A 15,162-nucleotide genomic window follows, 5' to 3' on the forward strand; every position below is an offset into this window, starting at 1 on the left:
TGGTTTCATATGAGCATTCAACTTGACAATCGGGACCTCGAAATCCTGCGCATCCTGAGCCACGAGGGCCGGATATCGAAAACTGAGCTCGCCAAGCGCGTGAACCTCTCTCCGACCCCCTGTTGGGAACGTTTGAAACGGCTGGAGAATTCAGGGCTGATCCGGGGCTACCGGGCGGATATCGAGCTTTCGGCGTTCGGCCCCAGCGTCACGATATTCGTTACCGTCGAATTGGAACGACACAGGGCAAAGGATTTCCGTGCTTTCGAAAACACCGTCATTCAGTGCGAGGAAGTCACCGCATGCTGGGCATTGGGCGGTGGATTTGATTACATCCTTCAAGTCGTGACTCAAGACGTGGATACGTATCAACGCTTCATAGACGAACTTCTGCACGCCGATCTCGGGCTGGCGCGATACTTCACCTACATCGTCACATCGACAGTCAAGGCCAGCGCACCCCCGTTTGCCGTCCTCGACGGCGCGCAGAAAAAGTGACGCTTTACCCAGGCTGATTTCAGAGGAATCGTCTGCCCAAAGCCCCACAATCAGAAACACCCTCTCCGGCTTCTCGCGCTAACAAGGATGCAGCCTTTGTCCAGGAGTTGCACTTATGCTTGCAGAAACTGACCTTACTCACGCTCCAACGATAAATCTTTCGGATGCTTCACTGCTCAAGCATTTCGCCTATGTCGGAAATCAGTGGATTGCCGGACGCCGCCGAGAAGAATTTGGCGTCTCCGATCCGGCCACGGGACATGTGCTGGGTCATGTCGCCGTGATTGACGGCGAAGACAGCGCAGGTGCGGTCGATGTGGCGCATCGTGCATTTACTTCCTGGGCAAAGTCGCTGCCGCAGGACCGGGCGCATGTGCTGCGAAAGTGGCATGACCTGATTGTGGCCAACCGAGAGGACCTCGCGCAGATCATGACTGCCGAGCAGGGCAAGCCAATCTCTGAGGCGCGCGGCGAAATCGACTATGCTGCATCATTTGTGGAATTCTACGCAGAGGAAACCCGCAGACCCAATATCGAGGGTGTCACGTCGCATCTGAATACGGCCGAGGTTGAGCTTTGGCGCGAACCGGTTGGTGTCGCTGCCCTGATCACACCGTGGAATTTCCCTTGTGCGATGATTACGAGAAAAGCGGCAGCGGCCATAGCTGCGGGCTGCAGCGTGCTTGTCCACCCTTCGAAAGAAACGCCTTTTTCTGCGCTGGCCCTCGCCGAGCTCGCTGATCGAGCCGGTTTTCCGGATGGTGTTTTCAATGTTGTGACCGGAGACCCAGCAACAGTGGTCGAGCCCTGGCTGACCGACCCCAGGGTGCGGGCACTTTCCTTCACCGGCAGCACCGAAATTGGGCGGATGCTTTATGCCCGGTCGGCAGAAACCGTTAAACGGCTGGTCCTGGAACTTGGTGGGCACGCCCCCTTCATCGTTTTCGAAGATGCCGATCTGGACGTCGCTGTGCGCGAAGCCATCAACGCGAAATTCGCAACTACCGGTCAGGATTGCCTCGGCGCCAACCGGTACCTTGTTGCACGCCCCATCTATGATGAATTTGTCGACCGATTCGTCAAAGCCACAGCGGCGCTTTCAATGGATGCGGGGATCAACGATCCGGACCTCGGCCCGCTGATGAACGCGGCAGCTGTCGCAAAGCAAATCGAACAGGTCGAAGACGCTGTCGCACAGGGCGCACACTGCCTGCTCGGGGGGCAAGTATCGGACAAAGGCCCCTTGTTCTTTGAGGCCACTGTCCTTAGCAAAGTGCCGACAAGCGCAAAGATCTTCCACGAAGAGACATTTGGCCCGGTGGCAGCGATCACGCCCTTCGATACCGAGGAGGAGGCGGTCGAGATCGCAAATGCGACGGAATACGGGCTGGTTGCGTATGTCCACACACAGGACCCGCGTCGAATTTATCGAACGAGCCGGGCCTTGCAATTCGGCATGGTTGCCGTGAACCGGACCAAAATTACCGGCGCGCCGATCCCGTTCGGCGGCGTCAAACAGTCCGGGCTTGGGCGCGAAGGCGCCAGACAAGGGCTCGAGGCTTTCACAGAAATCAAATATGTCTGCCGCGACTGGACGTGACAAAGGCGAGGAACAAAACAATGCTGACAAATGATCAACTGGCCGCATGGGATCGCGAGAATTTCTTTCACCCCTCAACACATCTGGCCAACCACGCACGGGGCGAGACACCGTCTCGTGTCATCACAGGCGGAGAAGGTGTGTATATCGAAGACCGGGATGGCAAGCGTCTGCTTGACGCCTTTGCCGGGCTTTATTGCGTCAACGTTGGCTATGGACGTCCGGAAATCGCCGATGCGATCGCGGAACAGGCCAAGGAACTGGCGTACTATCATGCTTATGTCGGACATGGCACCGAAGCGTCGATCACGCTTGCCAAAATGATCCTGGATCGCGCGCCGGATCATATGTCCAAGGTATATTTCGGACTGGGTGGTTCTGACGCAAATGAGACCAACATCAAGCTTGTCTGGTACTACAACAACATCCTTGGCCGCCCCGAAAAGAAGAAGATCATCAGCCGGTGGCGGGGGTATCACGGGTCTGGCCTGATGACCGGGTCGCTAACCGGGCTTGAGCTGTTCCACAAGAAATTCGACCTGCCGTTGGCTCAGGTCATTCATACCGAAGCACCGTATTACCTGCGCCGCCCCGAAGCTGGTATGAGCGAACAGGAATTTTCCGACTGGTGCGCCGCCCGTCTCGAAGACCTGATCCTTGCCGAAGGGCCAGACACGATTGCTGCGTTCATTGGCGAACCCATCCTTGGAACCGGCGGGATCGTCCCGCCGCCTGAAGGGTATTGGGCGGCCATTCAGGAAGTGCTGAACAAATACGATATTCTGCTGATCGCAGATGAGGTGGTCACCGGCTTCGGACGGCTCGGCAGCATGTTCGGCTCGACGCACTATGGATTGCAGCCGGATATCATCACAATCGCCAAAGGCCTGACCTCGGCCTACGCGCCGCTATCCGGTTCGATCGTGTCCGAAAAGATGTGGTCTGTTCTGGAGCAGGGGACAGATGAAAACGGCCCCATCGGTCATGGATGGACATATTCCGCCCATCCCATCGGGGCCGCCGCCGGTATTGCCAATCTGCAGCTAATAGACTCGCTGGATCTGGTAAGTAACGCAGGTACCACCGGCGCCTATCTGAATGCCGAGATGCAAAAAGCCTTGGGTAACCATCCAAACGTCGTTGAAATACGCGGCGAGGGTATGCTCTGCGCCGTCGAATTCGCGCGTGATCCTTCATCCCGGTTGTTCTTCGAGCCCGACAAAGGCATCGGTGCAAAGGTCGCTGGAGCGCTCTTGGGGGAAGGCGTCATCGCAAGAGCCATGCCGCAAGGCGACATACTGGGATTCGCCCCTCCACTATGCCTCACGCGCGACGAGGCCGACCGGATCGTCGAGGCAACACGCCGAGCGGTTACTTCCACCGACTTTGCATAGGCACATCTTTTCATTGCCACACCGCAGAGTCACGATTCGAACGTGCTTGGGCGTCAGCTCCTGATTTCGCAGTTTCAGCCAAAGTCCAGTCTGATGAAGCTGCATCGCAGCGCTTGACGAGATCGGCAAGGTCCGGATTGGGCCGGTCATTCCGGCCCGTTTTTATTCCGCCTTGTTCAAATCACCGGTTGTCAGGATCGCGCCGGCCTGAAGGCCTTCGGCGTCGAGCATCGTCGCAACCCGTTCGAGCGCGGCAACAAGCATCGCCTGCTCCCAGTCCTCCATCTGCTTGAACCGCTGCACATAGAGCTGTTGCAGCGGATCAGGAGCGTCCTTAAGGGTTTGCCGTCCTCGATCCGTGATCAGGATGTTGGTCTGCCGTCGATCGGTCAGGGATTTCTCGCGCAAGACCATGCCGCCCGAGACCAGCTTGTCCACAAGCGCAGTGACAGTGGCCTGGCTGACATGCATGCGCATTGAAATTGCTTTAGCCGTGGTTTGCCCGGTCTCGCCAATCACCTGCAATACACGAAGCTGGACCGCGGTCAGCCCGGCGGACTGCGCCAGTTCCCGGCCGGACATCTCGGTGGCGCGCAGGATTCGGCGCAGGGCGACAAGGCTGCTGTCGATACGATCCATGTATCTACTCCGCATTCGAATGGAGTGAGATTGTCAAAATTGCATTGATTGCTCAAGCGTTAATGGAAATCTGTATAGTTAGCCTTACAAATTAAAAAATTGTTAAAATCGGCAGATTCATGACGATTCAGTAAAATTTATCTTCGTCTTTTGAAGTTTCGGCTTGCCTGTGTTACTTAGCTAATCAAAGTTTATTGATGGAGCGGTACATGCAGCATTCTTTGGAGTTGTTCGAACAACCTATTCCGGTTTTGCGTCCCCCTTTGCCGGAAGACGGTGCAGCTGTGTCTTCGCTGGCCAGAACCGCGGATCAGGAAGCTTTTGGTGATTTGCTTGGCGAACTGGCGGCGTTTGATGACTACAAAGAATTCTCGGTTATTGCAGAACTGGGTGGAGACTTGGTCGGCGCGATGCTGGCTTATGTTCTGCCATATGACCCGGAAACCCTGTTTATCTGGCAGGTCGGCGTTTCAGAGGGTGAGGCGGACAAGGGTCTTGCGTCGCTGATGCTGGGCCAGGTGATGCGTCGGGACGTCTGCTCCGATGTCACTCGTGTTCAGACGGTGATTGCGTCCAACGACGAGTGCACCTGGGCGTTGTTTCGCCGATTTGCACAATGGCAGCGGTCCCGGATGGCCATCCAACCTTTCATCACGCAAGCACTGACCCCATATCGCCGCCATGAAAACAGCAACCTTGTGACGATCCGTCTTGAGGATCGTAGCAAACGCGCGGCCTGACCGCGCCAAGACATTTTCAATCAAAGTGAGAGAGCAGAATGAACGTAGCCACGACTATATCAAACGACACCCCATACTACGGTGACGAAGCGGCAACTCTGGGCGACCGGATCGTCGCCGCGCGCGAAGCCGTGGGGTATTCACAGAAAAAACTGGCCTCCCGCCTGGGCGTGAAACTGAAGACTGTACAGGGATGGGAAGAGGACCGTACAGAGCCGCGTGCAAACAAGGCGCAGATGATGTCCGGCATTCTTGGGGTCTCTCTGGTTTGGCTTCTGAGCGGTGAGGGAGACGGTGTGCTTGAACCGACAGACGCCCCTTCGGGATCGGAGGATATTCAAGGCATCCTCGATGAGATCCGGAGCCTCCGGACGGATATGACACAGACCACCCGCAAGCTGAGCACTGTCGAAAAACGCCTGCGTGCCAGACTTTGACATCGGCGTAAACGCGAACTTGAGGCATGACCTATGGCCTTGCCTCAAATGACAAAAAAATAGGAGCAGATGATGACAGGACCGGATCCCAGCCTTGTGCCCGTTGATCCGGCGCAAGGCACCCGTTCGGACACCAAATCCGAGCCCGGCGCGACCCCTCTTGAGGTCCGCGAAAAGGCCGGTTTGACCGTGACGGAAATGGCCGAACTTATTGGGATGAGCGAACCTGGTTACGAATTGTGGGAGAATGGCACCCGCCGCCCTGGAGGGCCTGCGTTCAAACTTCTGGCACTGCTGGATGCTCATCCGAAAGAAACAGCGGCGCGACTACGCCAACACGGTTGACTGCGGCACTCACCTGCAAGTACGCATTCCCGTTGCCTCAATAAAGTCAAAATCTCTTTCAGCAGCAGTTCTTTGGCTCAGTTTTGATCGTGGCGGGGTTCCGCGCGGTCTTGTCAGATTAAATTGATCTGATACCGTTTCAGTTGCCTATTCTTTTGTTTCGCGCCGCTCTGCAAAGCCTTTTTCTTTACAGATTAGTTTCTTGCGAGCTCTCGTTCGAAGAGAGTGCCAAGAAGGACGGCAGAATGTGATTTCTCTGACATAACCCTTGCCAACGCTTTGCCAAAAAATCCGACGATGTTTTTCCTCAAGCCATTGCTGCCGCCAGAGTACTCCGACCTGCTTGAAGCTCTCGCCCCAACAGAAGGTTTCTAGTCCTGGCATATAAGGTCGCGGAAGCTGCCTCGAACAAGGACAACACTAGGGTCAGGACTCATAGCCAATAGATGACGGTAGCCGCCAGTGCGATGGCTGAGAGGAAGACCTTTGGGCACCTGTCGTATCGGGTTGCCACTCGCCGCCAATCTTTCAGCCTTCCGAACATGATCTCGATCCGATTGCGACGTTTGTAGCGACGCTTGTTGTACTTCACCGCTTTCTTCCGCTGCTTCCGGCCTGGGATGCACGCGCGTATCCCTTTGTCTTTCAACGCTTCCCGCAACCAATCAGCGTCATATCCGCGATCCCCAAGCAGCCATTCGACATCTGGCAGGCTGCTCAACAACGCCCGTGCGCCGATGTAATCGCTGACCTGCCCAGCCGTCACAAACAAGTTGAGTGGGCGCCCCTTGCTGTCGCAGATAGCGTGCAGCTTCGTATTCATGCCGCCCTTGGTCCGACCGATCAGGCGTCCACGCCCCCCTTTTTTACGCCCAAACTGGTCGCTGTGCGATGCGCCTTCAGGTAGGTCGCATCTATCATCACGGCCTTATCTTCGCCGTGCTCAGCGGCCAATCCGGCCATCATCCGGGCGAAGATGCCCTTGTCGCTCCAACGTTTCCAGCGGTTGTAGAGCGTCTTGTGCGGGCCGTATTCCTTCGGCGCATCGCGCCAGCGCAAACCATTGCGATTAATGAAGACTATCCCGCTCAACACCCGCCGGTCATCTACGCGGGGTTTGCCGTGAGACTTTGGGAAGAAGGGCTCAAGACGCGCCATCTGGGCGTCGGTCAGCCAAAACAGATCAGACATGTTCACCGCTCGTTTTTCGAACCGTGAATCACGCAACCCCGCAGAAATCAATGGGTCCTGACCCTAGCACTAAAGACTAGTTCGTCGCGAGGGGCCTATCCATGCCGCCGCGCAGCGTCGTAAACAGAGCGCCCGTTGCGATATTCATGCTGCGAGGGTGCGCAGAGAAATTCGAAGGCTTCCGATATGGGCTCACTGTGGCCTACTGCAATCGCAGCTTTGGAACATCTCATGAACCTCCAACAGCGGCCATCCATTTATTTCTGCCATGCAGCGTGAGAAATTCGGTATTGCAGCGGGTCGTGGCGCTGCGAGCGCAAGCAGCAATTTTCCGATAGGTCTCCTTCGGGCTCGATTCGGTCATTCGTGAAATAACCGCTCCGCGGACCAAAGCAGACTTTGTCATCCGCAACACCTATCGCCATTCTGGATCGGCGGGCAAGGCACCGTGGCATAGGAGCAGTAGACACAACAGTCCCCTTCCAACGGCTTCAAGACCGCTGCGCAAGACTTGCATTCATAGAACCACTGGCAAGCATCCGTCGGCATTATTTCGGTTTCGCTGTGACCGCATTTTGGGCACGTCAGGGTGCTTTCAAGCACTACAGTTTGCTCTGTCATTGTTTCACATCTGCATTATCAGGTAATCGTTGATCCGGGCCTCGTTAAAGACGACGACCCAAGCTAACGCGGTGATTGCGGTCGTCCCCGAAAGCCACCATTTCAACTTTGTTAGGGAACCGCGCTGATAAGATACAAGCCACGATATAGCGACAAGCGCCGTCGAAATCGCCAATACGTAGTAGCTTGCCGCCGCGATCTTTCCGAAAATGGCCAGCCAACTGCCTCCTAGTCCCAGCAACATCATTGTCATGGGCAATACACAGCAAGTCGCGACGCCGAGTGCTGACAGTGACCCCAGATAACTAACGCTAAGGTACTTTTGCATTTCATTCCCTTGACTAGTTGGAGTTGTCGAAGTGTCAGCCTCTCGTATAACTTCTGTAGTCGCTACAGGATCAAGACGGGAAAACTCACATGTTTGCGATTGGGGAAGCATCCCGGCAAAGCGGTGTCGGCATTGAAACGATCCGCTACTATGAACGCGAAGGGATCGTGCCCAAACCAGAACGGGCACCGAATAACCGGCGGATGTACTCCGCGCACGATGTTGGAAGGCTTCGTTTCCTGAAAAAATGCCGTGATTTGGGCTTTCCACTAGCCGATACAAAGACGCTTCTCAGCCTGTCCGAAGGCGGCGGAGAAGATTGCCGATCCGTAAAAGAGCTGGCTGAGCTTCATATCTTCAATGTGCGTAAAAAGATAAACGAGCTGAAGCGATTGGAAGCAGCGCTAAACGAACTCACAGCCAACTGCGACAGCGGGAATGTCTCCTGCCCCATGCTCTCAAAACTGCGTACCAACTAGTGAAACTTTTGGCTCGGTGCGATCGTTCGTCGAATTGTCGTGAGAAACCGCACTGCGGACATAGTTGACATTCACCCTCGACCAATAACTCTCTTTTCGTCGCGGTCTCGCGTCTGACGTGCGCTTGACGACGCAACTCATATCAAACGATCATCGGCGAACCATTTTGCGGCGGCCCAAAGGATAACCCATGGAAGTATTTGGAAGTGATGCACAGCGACGCATGTCGACCATGGGTGAGCACCTTATCCAGCTATTGGGTGATGACCCTCGATTTTGTAGCCATGGGCGCGGTATTCAAATTGTCAACGAGTACAACGGGGCTTTGGATGATGCCGTTGCAATGGCCCAAGTACTTGGCATCACGGCGATAGAAAGCATACCGCGTCAGGAGGTGGCAAAGACGCGAGAAGTCATTGAAAGTCAGGGATTAAAAACCGACACAATAGCTTGTTACCTTGGCGGCCTGAACTGTGTTGACATTGCTCGGAAAATAATTGCCACACGGGCGTTGCCCGAGGATTTGACCGTACGTGTAATTGATCGAGACTCTCCGCCAGAATGGCTTGAAGCTTTCGCAGAAGTCGCGATGAGCCACGGTGTTCTGCCGCCAATAGGGCCAGTTATGCGAGGATTGTCTCGCCCTGGATTTGCGATGGTCGTCTTTGACAGCTCAGGTGCTCCCGTTGCAACCGCAGGCTCAGTTCTGTGCCATCCGCCCAGCAGTAGGCTGCATCGTCGCGCTCAATGGGGGCAACTTTCGACCAAGCCTGAACGCATGGGTGAAGGTGTAGCGAAAGTCTTGGGGGCCAAAGCTATGATACACTCTCATGAAAAGCTTGGCGCAACTGGGTTCAAGACAGGCATTGCCCCGGGCAACGTTGCATCAGCACGGTTGTGCGAAAGACTTGGCTTGGAGCATAGCGGCAGCGACATAGTCGCGATCATCGACCCGAATGTATACTCGGAAGATCGGTTGACCAAGTGAGCCATTCGGAAGTTTGTTGTCGCGTTATATCAACGACACTCGCGCGAACCTGACTGAAACTTCTTAAAAAACTAAGATTAGGACGAGTTCTAGTCTGCATTGGGCTAGTTGTAGCCGCTTGCCGGAGGTTACTGGCCAATTGCTTTGCCGAACCCAAGGCCGCGTCCATGATTTCATCGAATAATCTCCAAGGATCGCTATGTGGGCACAATTGCCATACGGAGCTGGATCTCGCGGTATGGCAGCCGTTAACAGGAAACGATAAAGTGGTATGCGGCGCACGGCTGGTGTAAAACGATCTTCCCATCAAGGGTTTCGACCGACCGGTTGAATGCGTCTTCCACGTCGGAAGAAACCTTTTCATAAGCTCTAGAACGATCTGGATCCGGCCAAACAATCTTTTCCAGGAACGCTTCGAAACTCGGATATTCACGAGTAAGGACGTACTCTTTTTTGTTTTCCAACCGAAATCCGTCTACTCCGTCCAAGTGGTTAAGTGTTTCGTGAGAATGCGTTCGAACGAGGGTTTCGTCTTCCACCAATCGTACAACGTCAAACATTGTCCCATAAGGATAGGGCTCCACTATGTGCAACCGCCCACTGCTTCCAAGAACGCGGCGAATTTCAGTGAACGCAGTGTTCTGAGCCTCCACTGGAACGTGATGAAGTGAGAAGAACAAACACGCTAGGTCCTGCGAGCCGGAGTCGAGGGGCAGATCTTCGGCAGCCCCAAGCCTAACGTCTATATTTCTTGGAAGATATTCTTTGGCCTTCGCAACTTTGTCCGGATCTATTTCTATTGCGGTGACTTTGGCCCCTGCTGCGTACAAGTCTCGCGAATAGACGCCGTCACCCGCACCAACATCGACGACTTGAAGCCCATTAAGTTCGCATATCGATTTTAGGTGATCGATGTGAGTCATTGCTAACTCCAGCAAATCTGAATTGTCCTGCAACAGATTAGCACACCAATTCCCCTGTTTCCGTTTTGGGTTCGGAGCGGAACTTAATCTCCCGCAGAAATTGCTTGTCCGGCGACGTGTTGAAGATCGCTCTGTGGTGGCATTTATCCAGCCTGTGAATGCACCAACGTTTCCTCAGGCGAGCATGATCAGCGATCCGCCCCAGAAAATCAAAACCATGCCCAATCCACGACTCAGAAACCGCCCGAATGGCAACGTCTTTTCCGCCAACACCACGATTGTAAGTACGGCAACCCACGGCAGGTTCATAACGCCCAATACAAACAACAGCACCATCAGCATCCAGCAGCAGCCAAGACAGTAGGCCCCGTGGTGAAGCCCCATCTTCGCGGCACCCAGGGACCCCTCCTGCCAATGAGCCGTCAGAAAACTCATGGGCGAGCGGCAATGCTCCAGGCAAGCGTTCTTGAGCGGCGTCCATTGAAACAACCCGGCGAGTATCAACATCACGCCGCCCACAGTCGGCGCAACCCTCCCCATCATTGAGGAAAGCGCGCCACCAGTGTGCAGCCACCAATTCAATACAGTCGCCGCCAGCGAGAACCCCAGCCAAACCAACAGATACCCCGCCACGAAGCTGCCCGTTGGCACGAAGGGTCGCCCTGCCTCCTCCCGCTTCGCGCGGACCCGCTCGTAGATCATTACGGCGGGTGTAACCGAAGGCAGCATCATCGCGAACATCATCACCGCCCACATGATAAGCATGAAGACAAAATCCGCGACTGACCACTGCATCATCATCGGCATGGCCATGTCGCCAACCATCGTCATTGAGGACGAACCAAGCCCGAGGTAAATTGTATAGGCCCACGCCAGCGCCGTGAGCGCGACTAGCGCTGCCAGCACCAGCGCCCGATCTCGTCGTGCGTCTCCTACAGCATTCATTATGATGGCCTGAAGATCCGGCCCGGCCTCAGCCGGCCCAAGCGACTTGTCCGACCACACCCGACCGGCCCGTCCAGGTCACGGGCATATCCGCGTCGTTCCAAGTGGTTCCTTCACTGGGGGCCAGATCACCTTCATGCCCCTCATGCCCGAAGGCGAGGCTGAACGCGGCGTTCTGCAGTTTCATCTTGTTGCCGAGGTCATTGACCAGGCGACGGGATTTCATCTCGCCCACACCGGCCACGCTTGCGGTTAGTTCGCCATCAGCCTCGGTCACGCTGATTCCGGCGCGTTTGGTCGGAAGCCAGGTCGACAAAAGGCTTGCCGGCACCTCCATGCCGCCGCCGGACGCACCCTGCAAGATAGTCTCCAATGCCGCCGCCTGCGCATCGCTGGCGTTTTCGTCAATGTACACTCGCCCGGTGCCGTTCGCATCGAACAGTGTCGGCCCGGGGAAATGCAATGAGACAATCGCGTTTTGGCCAGTAAGGTCCACGCCTTCATGAGAGCCCTCGCTAATGCGTATCAACAGGGATGTCGCGCAATACCCTTGGTCCAAGAGCATAAGGTCAGCTTGTCCGAACCAGCATGGGCAAAGCATGTTGCAATTGCAGGTTTCGACGAGTTCCCCTGAAACATTCCAAGACATGATTTCTCCTCCCATCCCACATTTTCTACGGCTGCATTTTAGCAGAAAGGCTGCTTTTCACCAATCAACCAGAAGGTTAACCATGTCTCCTCAGGGCACAGAGCTGCCTATCCCTACAGCTTGCATGATTAGCTGGTTGGCAGCCCAAGCCGGTCCTTCGCAACAAAGCCGCCATTCGTCACCAAGCGATCCAAACCGAAATATCATTGGGTTCGAAGCTTAACTGATTTGATCATGCTGGTTTTATCAATGTTCCCAGATATGCCCGAGTGTCGGCATCCCACGAGCTGGGGTCCTCTCCATGAGCGACCACCGCGTGGAGCTCCATGAGTTTCCATACTTCATCTTTGGTCGCTGCGATCACTTTGCCTGGGCAGGCCTCCATGCCCTCGCAATCCTTGCAGGCATATGAAAATGCGGTGTTCATCATTTTCTCCTCTTTCTGGACGGGAAAGTTGATCAAAACTCAGGAAACGTCGGCAGCCCGTCGTCGAGTTTTATCCATGGCTGCTGATGTGACACGAAGACGTGGGCCTTGGGTTGCGCAATCGATGGGTCGTCCAACGTCACAGCAGAAAACCACGCATCAGCGCTCCAGTCTTGGCCCTCAACTTCATTTAGGGCGGCATAGGTCAACGTCGTTCCGCAGTCCCGACAAAACCCGCGGCGAATACCCGGAGTTTTCTCAATGTGTTGGATTTCGCCTTTGATAACTGCGAAGTCTTCCGCTGCTACTTTAGCCCAAGTTACAAAGGCACCGCCAAGGGCCATTTGGCATGAACGGCAATGGCAATGACCCGACCAAGCTGGTGGGGTTGCTAACTGGTATCGAACAGCACCACAGTAACATCCACCTTGAAGTTTTTCCATCTTATCAAGCTCTCATGACGTGCGACTAGGTTGACATTAGCACTAAAGCATCCGCTCCAATATTTTATAAAATCAGCGCAGATTTCACTGTGAATAATGTCAAGAATGCCGATATCATGCGACTCAAATAGTCTAGCTAAACATTAGAAAATCTACAGTATGGATTGGTTGCACCTTCCCCCGATGAACGCTTTGCGCGCTTTCTCAGCGGTTGCGGAAGCAGGGAGTTACACCGTGGCGGCTGAACGCTTGAACGTGACCCAAGCGGCTGTCAGCCAGCAGGTGAAATCGTTGGAAAGGTATTTGGGTGTAGCTCTCGTTGCTAAACGTGGGCGCAGCATTGAGTTGACCGAGCCAGGCATCATGCTTGCACGTGAACTGGGTATCGGCTTTGAAATCATTGGAAGGGGTGTCGAACGACTGGCAGAACACACAGCAAAGCGTCCCGTTCAAGTGACCATGTCACCAGCATTCGCGGTGGAGTGGCTATTGCCGAGAATGGCAGACTTTCAACGTGAACACCCAGAGATCACTTTGATGCTGAACCCAACTTCGGAACTGGTTCAGATACGCCCCGGCGGTATAGATGTCGCCATTCGGTATCACGACAGACGCATGCCAAGAAAAAAAGAGGATACTGTCCTTGTCACCGACATGGTAGTGATCGGAGCACCTTCATTGGTGAGAGACCAAGACCTGCGTGACCCGGCATCTTTAACGAAGCTGCCCTGGTTACAGGAACTGGGCACCAACGAGGCGGCTGACTGGTTCACCTATCACGGGGTTGTTCCTGCCGAGCCATTGACCATAAATCACATGCCGGGGAACCTGATCATGACTGCGGTTCGCCGGGGTGACGGTATCACGTATTCTGCCAGAGCTTTTTTTGAGGAAGATCTTTCATCTGGTCGGATGATTGAATTGTTCTCTGAGCCACTCTTCGGCGTCTACTACATCCAGACTCAAGCAGAATTTCAGCGTCCCGAGGCTAAGGTGTTCGTCAACTGGCTTATGTCTCAGTCGCAAGTCGTATCGGCAAACACGTCCGAAAACTGATCTAGTTGCAGTTGGAAACTTTCGAACCAAGCTAGGCTCGAGGCTGTCGCGCACCTCATTTGTTCGAAGTGGAAATCAAGTGATCAACTACATACTCCGCGTCCTCGCCCACGCCATAAAACAGGCCAGACCCTTGTGTATGCATCCAATGCAGTCCGCAGAAGTACAGGCCTGCTATATCCGTAGTACCTCGCTCATATAGCGGATAGCCAGTCTCATCGAAGACTGGCAAGTCGATCCATCCAAAATCGCGGTGAAACCCAGTTGCGTATATAACGGTTGCAACATTTGCTGCAGCCAAGTCGAAGAACGTTGGTTCAGGTGTGGGCTGCCAGTTGATCGGTGCAACATTTTCCTCGGGATCATTGAGTCCATTCTCTGCAACGAATGTGTCGATGTTTTCCATTTCCGCGCGACACACATCGTCCACTGCATTGAGTGTCTCTTCAAGTCCGCCCGCCAAAATCAGGCACCCCTCTTGAATACCCTCAACCTTGCTGTGTAGCTTGACCCCCTCGAGCGCCATCTGGCGCAGATCAATTGTACGCCCCCCCTCTCGCCCAGAGAGATGTGGGTGGGCTTTGAACCGGATATCTGTCCCTTTGGGATGATCTTTTACTGCCATGTTCATGTAGCCAGTCGCCAAGTCCCATTCAAATATGTCGCGCCCCCTATAGCGACGTGGGATGCGGCCAGCACTGCCCACTGCAAGATGTACATCCCGCCCGGATAAATGCAGGTCCTCAGCGACCTGACACCCTGACTGACCACTTCCAATAATGAATACCGCACCATCCGGTAGGCTCGCTGAGTTGCGATAGTCGCACGTATGTATGCCTGTAACTCTTTCGGGCAAATCGAAGTGCCAACTTGGTATATTCGGGTGTTGATGCGTGCCGACGGTGACGATCAAGTTCTGCGCTCTGATTTCGCCATCTGATGTGGTTAGTTTGAACCGCCCCGGTCCTGCACTTGCTTCGATTCTAGCCACCTCGACACCCGCTCGATAGGGCGGACCAAAACTTCTCGCATAGTCTTCGATGTAGTTGACGATCTCATCGCGAAGCATGAAACCATCGGGATCATCCCCATGGTAGTGGAAACCTGGAAGTCGGCAGAGTTTGTTAGGAGAGACTAGGCAGAACGAATCCCAGCGTTTTCGCCATGTATCGCCAATCTGCCCGCGGTCCAAAACAACGTGATCATGACCAGCCTGCTTTAAGTGCCAGCTAACGGAAAGACCAGCTTGACCTCCGCCCACAACCACAGTGTCAATCAGGGTGTACATAGCAGCAAACCTCTCTATGAAACTCTATCGGCGACAGCTAGTTGCTTCAACGAATCAATGTCCGCTTTGGGCTCTGAGTTACCATTCTCTGCGTCGAGCCTCAGCGGCAAGACAAGCGCCAAAGTTGACTTTGCTCGTAGTCTTTGTTTCCAGCTCATAAGATAAAACCCG

The 15,162-nt window shown here is 54.5% G+C and carries 19 protein-coding genes; 9 read left to right on the plus strand and 10 right to left on the minus strand.

All coding sequences use genetic code 11. The annotated features are described in order from the left end of the window. The first annotated feature begins 15 nt into the window (after positions 1-15). From ACR3EJ_RS20710 to ACR3EJ_RS20720, 3 genes are all read left to right on the plus strand, one after another. A complete protein-coding gene (locus tag ACR3EJ_RS20710) occupies positions 16-498 on the plus strand; it encodes an Lrp/AsnC family transcriptional regulator (protein ID WP_480423644.1) in 483 nt (160 codons plus the stop codon). Between the two features lie 115 nt (positions 499-613). Then, complete coding sequence (locus ACR3EJ_RS20715; RefSeq protein ID WP_480423463.1) at positions 614-2,098, plus strand: NAD-dependent succinate-semialdehyde dehydrogenase; 1,485 nt, start codon at positions 614-616, stop codon at positions 2,096-2,098. 20 nt (positions 2,099-2,118) lie between these two features. Next, positions 2,119-3,492 (plus strand): aspartate aminotransferase family protein, encoded by a 1,374-nt coding sequence (locus tag ACR3EJ_RS20720; RefSeq protein ID WP_170547680.1) that lies wholly within the window; start codon positions 2,119-2,121, stop codon positions 3,490-3,492. A 162-nt stretch (positions 3,493-3,654) separates the two neighbouring features. On the opposite strand, the gene ACR3EJ_RS20725 is transcribed toward ACR3EJ_RS20720, so the two are convergent. Beyond that, positions 3,655-4,131 carry a MarR family transcriptional regulator gene (locus ACR3EJ_RS20725; protein ID WP_170547665.1) on the minus strand — a complete coding sequence of 159 codons (477 nt, stop codon included), beginning with the start codon at positions 4,129-4,131 and terminating at the stop codon, positions 3,655-3,657. Between the two features lie 209 nt (positions 4,132-4,340). Between ACR3EJ_RS20725 and ACR3EJ_RS20730 the strand changes: the two genes are divergently transcribed. From ACR3EJ_RS20730 to ACR3EJ_RS20740, 3 genes are all read left to right on the plus strand, one after another. Beyond that, positions 4,341-4,871, plus strand: a complete 531-nt coding sequence (locus ACR3EJ_RS20730) for a GNAT family N-acetyltransferase (protein WP_170547663.1) — start codon at positions 4,341-4,343, stop codon at positions 4,869-4,871. 38 nt (positions 4,872-4,909) lie between these two features. Beyond that, a complete protein-coding gene (locus tag ACR3EJ_RS20735; RefSeq protein WP_170547661.1) occupies positions 4,910-5,308 on the plus strand; it encodes a helix-turn-helix domain-containing protein in 399 nt (132 codons plus the stop codon). A gap of 72 nt (positions 5,309-5,380) precedes the next feature. Continuing rightward, a complete protein-coding gene (locus ACR3EJ_RS20740; protein WP_170547659.1) occupies positions 5,381-5,653 on the plus strand; it encodes a helix-turn-helix domain-containing protein in 273 nt (90 codons plus the stop codon). A gap of 433 nt (positions 5,654-6,086) precedes the next feature. Here ACR3EJ_RS20740 and ACR3EJ_RS20745 read toward each other — a convergent pair. From ACR3EJ_RS20745 to ACR3EJ_RS20755, 3 genes are all read right to left on the minus strand, one after another. Further along, positions 6,087-6,844, minus strand: a protein-coding gene (locus tag ACR3EJ_RS20745) for an IS5 family transposase (protein WP_170547657.1) whose coding sequence is annotated in 2 segments (ribosomal slippage) — positions 6,087-6,523 and positions 6,523-6,844 — 759 coding nt in all. Because the reading frame shifts where the segments join, the coding sequence is not laid out codon by codon here. A 402-nt stretch (positions 6,845-7,246) separates the two neighbouring features. Further along, the gene (locus tag ACR3EJ_RS20750; RefSeq protein WP_480423466.1) at positions 7,247-7,465 is read right to left on the minus strand and encodes a GDCCVxC domain-containing (seleno)protein; all 219 of its coding nucleotides are present in this window, start codon (positions 7,463-7,465) and stop codon (positions 7,247-7,249) included. Between the two features lie 4 nt (positions 7,466-7,469). Then, positions 7,470-7,793, minus strand: a complete 324-nt coding sequence (locus tag ACR3EJ_RS20755) for a hypothetical protein (RefSeq protein WP_170547655.1) — start codon at positions 7,791-7,793, stop codon at positions 7,470-7,472. 89 nt (positions 7,794-7,882) lie between these two features. Here ACR3EJ_RS20755 and ACR3EJ_RS20760 point away from each other — a divergent pair, with 89 nt between their 5' ends. Together ACR3EJ_RS20760 and ACR3EJ_RS20765 are read left to right on the plus strand one after the other, a co-directional pair. Beyond that, positions 7,883-8,272 (plus strand): MerR family transcriptional regulator, encoded by a 390-nt coding sequence (locus tag ACR3EJ_RS20760; RefSeq protein WP_170547653.1) that lies wholly within the window; start codon positions 7,883-7,885, stop codon positions 8,270-8,272. 190 nt (positions 8,273-8,462) lie between these two features. Further along, positions 8,463-9,260 carry a GNAT family N-acetyltransferase gene (locus tag ACR3EJ_RS20765; RefSeq protein ID WP_480423468.1) on the plus strand — a complete coding sequence of 266 codons (798 nt, stop codon included), beginning with the start codon at positions 8,463-8,465 and terminating at the stop codon, positions 9,258-9,260. A gap of 248 nt (positions 9,261-9,508) precedes the next feature. Here the strand turns inward: ACR3EJ_RS20765 and ACR3EJ_RS20770 are convergent, their stop codons facing one another. From ACR3EJ_RS20770 to ACR3EJ_RS20790, 5 genes are all read right to left on the minus strand, one after another. Beyond that, positions 9,509-10,183, minus strand: a complete 675-nt coding sequence (locus ACR3EJ_RS20770) for a class I SAM-dependent methyltransferase (protein ID WP_170547101.1) — start codon at positions 10,181-10,183, stop codon at positions 9,509-9,511. Between the two features lie 174 nt (positions 10,184-10,357). Further along, a complete protein-coding gene (locus ACR3EJ_RS20775; RefSeq protein ID WP_170547098.1) occupies positions 10,358-11,128 on the minus strand; it encodes a DUF2182 domain-containing protein in 771 nt (256 codons plus the stop codon). Positions 11,129-11,156: 28 nt separating this feature from the next. Next, entirely contained in the window at positions 11,157-11,777 is a 621-nt protein-coding gene (locus tag ACR3EJ_RS20780) for a DUF1326 domain-containing protein (protein ID WP_170547095.1), read from the minus strand. A 232-nt stretch (positions 11,778-12,009) separates the two neighbouring features. Beyond that, on the minus strand, positions 12,010-12,204 hold the full coding sequence (locus tag ACR3EJ_RS20785) for a DUF1059 domain-containing protein (protein WP_058272354.1): 195 nt from the start codon (positions 12,202-12,204) through the stop codon (positions 12,010-12,012). 32 nt (positions 12,205-12,236) lie between these two features. After that, a complete protein-coding gene (locus tag ACR3EJ_RS20790) occupies positions 12,237-12,647 on the minus strand; it encodes a GFA family protein (protein ID WP_170547092.1) in 411 nt (136 codons plus the stop codon). A 183-nt stretch (positions 12,648-12,830) separates the two neighbouring features. Between ACR3EJ_RS20790 and ACR3EJ_RS20795 the strand changes: the two genes are divergently transcribed. After that, positions 12,831-13,703, plus strand: coding sequence for a LysR family transcriptional regulator (locus ACR3EJ_RS20795; RefSeq protein ID WP_480423646.1), 873 nt, complete (start codon positions 12,831-12,833; stop codon positions 13,701-13,703). A gap of 55 nt (positions 13,704-13,758) precedes the next feature. Here ACR3EJ_RS20795 and ACR3EJ_RS20800 read toward each other — a convergent pair whose 3' ends face one another. Continuing rightward, positions 13,759-14,991, minus strand: a complete 1,233-nt coding sequence (locus ACR3EJ_RS20800; RefSeq protein ID WP_170547086.1) for a flavin-containing monooxygenase — start codon at positions 14,989-14,991, stop codon at positions 13,759-13,761. Between the last annotated feature and the right edge of the window lie 171 nt (positions 14,992-15,162).

The organism is Ruegeria sp. AB11 (assembly GCF_056536325.1).

Coding starts and splice junctions, on each gene's coding strand:
- ACR3EJ_RS20715 (WP_480423463.1), top strand. CDS start 614: ATGCTTGCAGAAACTGACCTTACTCACGCTCCAACGATAAATCTTTCG.
- ACR3EJ_RS20720 (WP_170547680.1), top strand. CDS start 2,119: ATGCTGACAAATGATCAACTGGCCGCATGGGATCGCGAGAATTTCTTT.
- ACR3EJ_RS20725 (WP_170547665.1), bottom strand. CDS start 4,131: ATGGATCGTATCGACAGCAGCCTTGTCGCCCTGCGCCGAATCCTGCGC.
- ACR3EJ_RS20730 (WP_170547663.1), top strand. CDS start 4,341: ATGCAGCATTCTTTGGAGTTGTTCGAACAACCTATTCCGGTTTTGCGT.
- ACR3EJ_RS20735 (WP_170547661.1), top strand. CDS start 4,910: ATGAACGTAGCCACGACTATATCAAACGACACCCCATACTACGGTGAC.
- ACR3EJ_RS20740 (WP_170547659.1), top strand. CDS start 5,381: ATGACAGGACCGGATCCCAGCCTTGTGCCCGTTGATCCGGCGCAAGGC.
- ACR3EJ_RS20750 (WP_480423466.1), bottom strand. CDS start 7,465: ATGACAGAGCAAACTGTAGTGCTTGAAAGCACCCTGACGTGCCCAAAA.
- ACR3EJ_RS20755 (WP_170547655.1), bottom strand. CDS start 7,793: ATGCAAAAGTACCTTAGCGTTAGTTATCTGGGGTCACTGTCAGCACTC.
- ACR3EJ_RS20760 (WP_170547653.1), top strand. CDS start 7,883: ATGTTTGCGATTGGGGAAGCATCCCGGCAAAGCGGTGTCGGCATTGAA.
- ACR3EJ_RS20765 (WP_480423468.1), top strand. CDS start 8,463: ATGGAAGTATTTGGAAGTGATGCACAGCGACGCATGTCGACCATGGGT.
- ACR3EJ_RS20770 (WP_170547101.1), bottom strand. CDS start 10,183: ATGACTCACATCGATCACCTAAAATCGATATGCGAACTTAATGGGCTT.
- ACR3EJ_RS20775 (WP_170547098.1), bottom strand. CDS start 11,128: ATGAATGCTGTAGGAGACGCACGACGAGATCGGGCGCTGGTGCTGGCA.
- ACR3EJ_RS20780 (WP_170547095.1), bottom strand. CDS start 11,777: ATGTCTTGGAATGTTTCAGGGGAACTCGTCGAAACCTGCAATTGCAAC.
- ACR3EJ_RS20785 (WP_058272354.1), bottom strand. CDS start 12,204: ATGAACACCGCATTTTCATATGCCTGCAAGGATTGCGAGGGCATGGAG.
- ACR3EJ_RS20790 (WP_170547092.1), bottom strand. CDS start 12,647: ATGGAAAAACTTCAAGGTGGATGTTACTGTGGTGCTGTTCGATACCAG.
- ACR3EJ_RS20795 (WP_480423646.1), top strand. CDS start 12,831: ATGAACGCTTTGCGCGCTTTCTCAGCGGTTGCGGAAGCAGGGAGTTAC.
- ACR3EJ_RS20800 (WP_170547086.1), bottom strand. CDS start 14,991: ATGTACACCCTGATTGACACTGTGGTTGTGGGCGGAGGTCAAGCTGGT.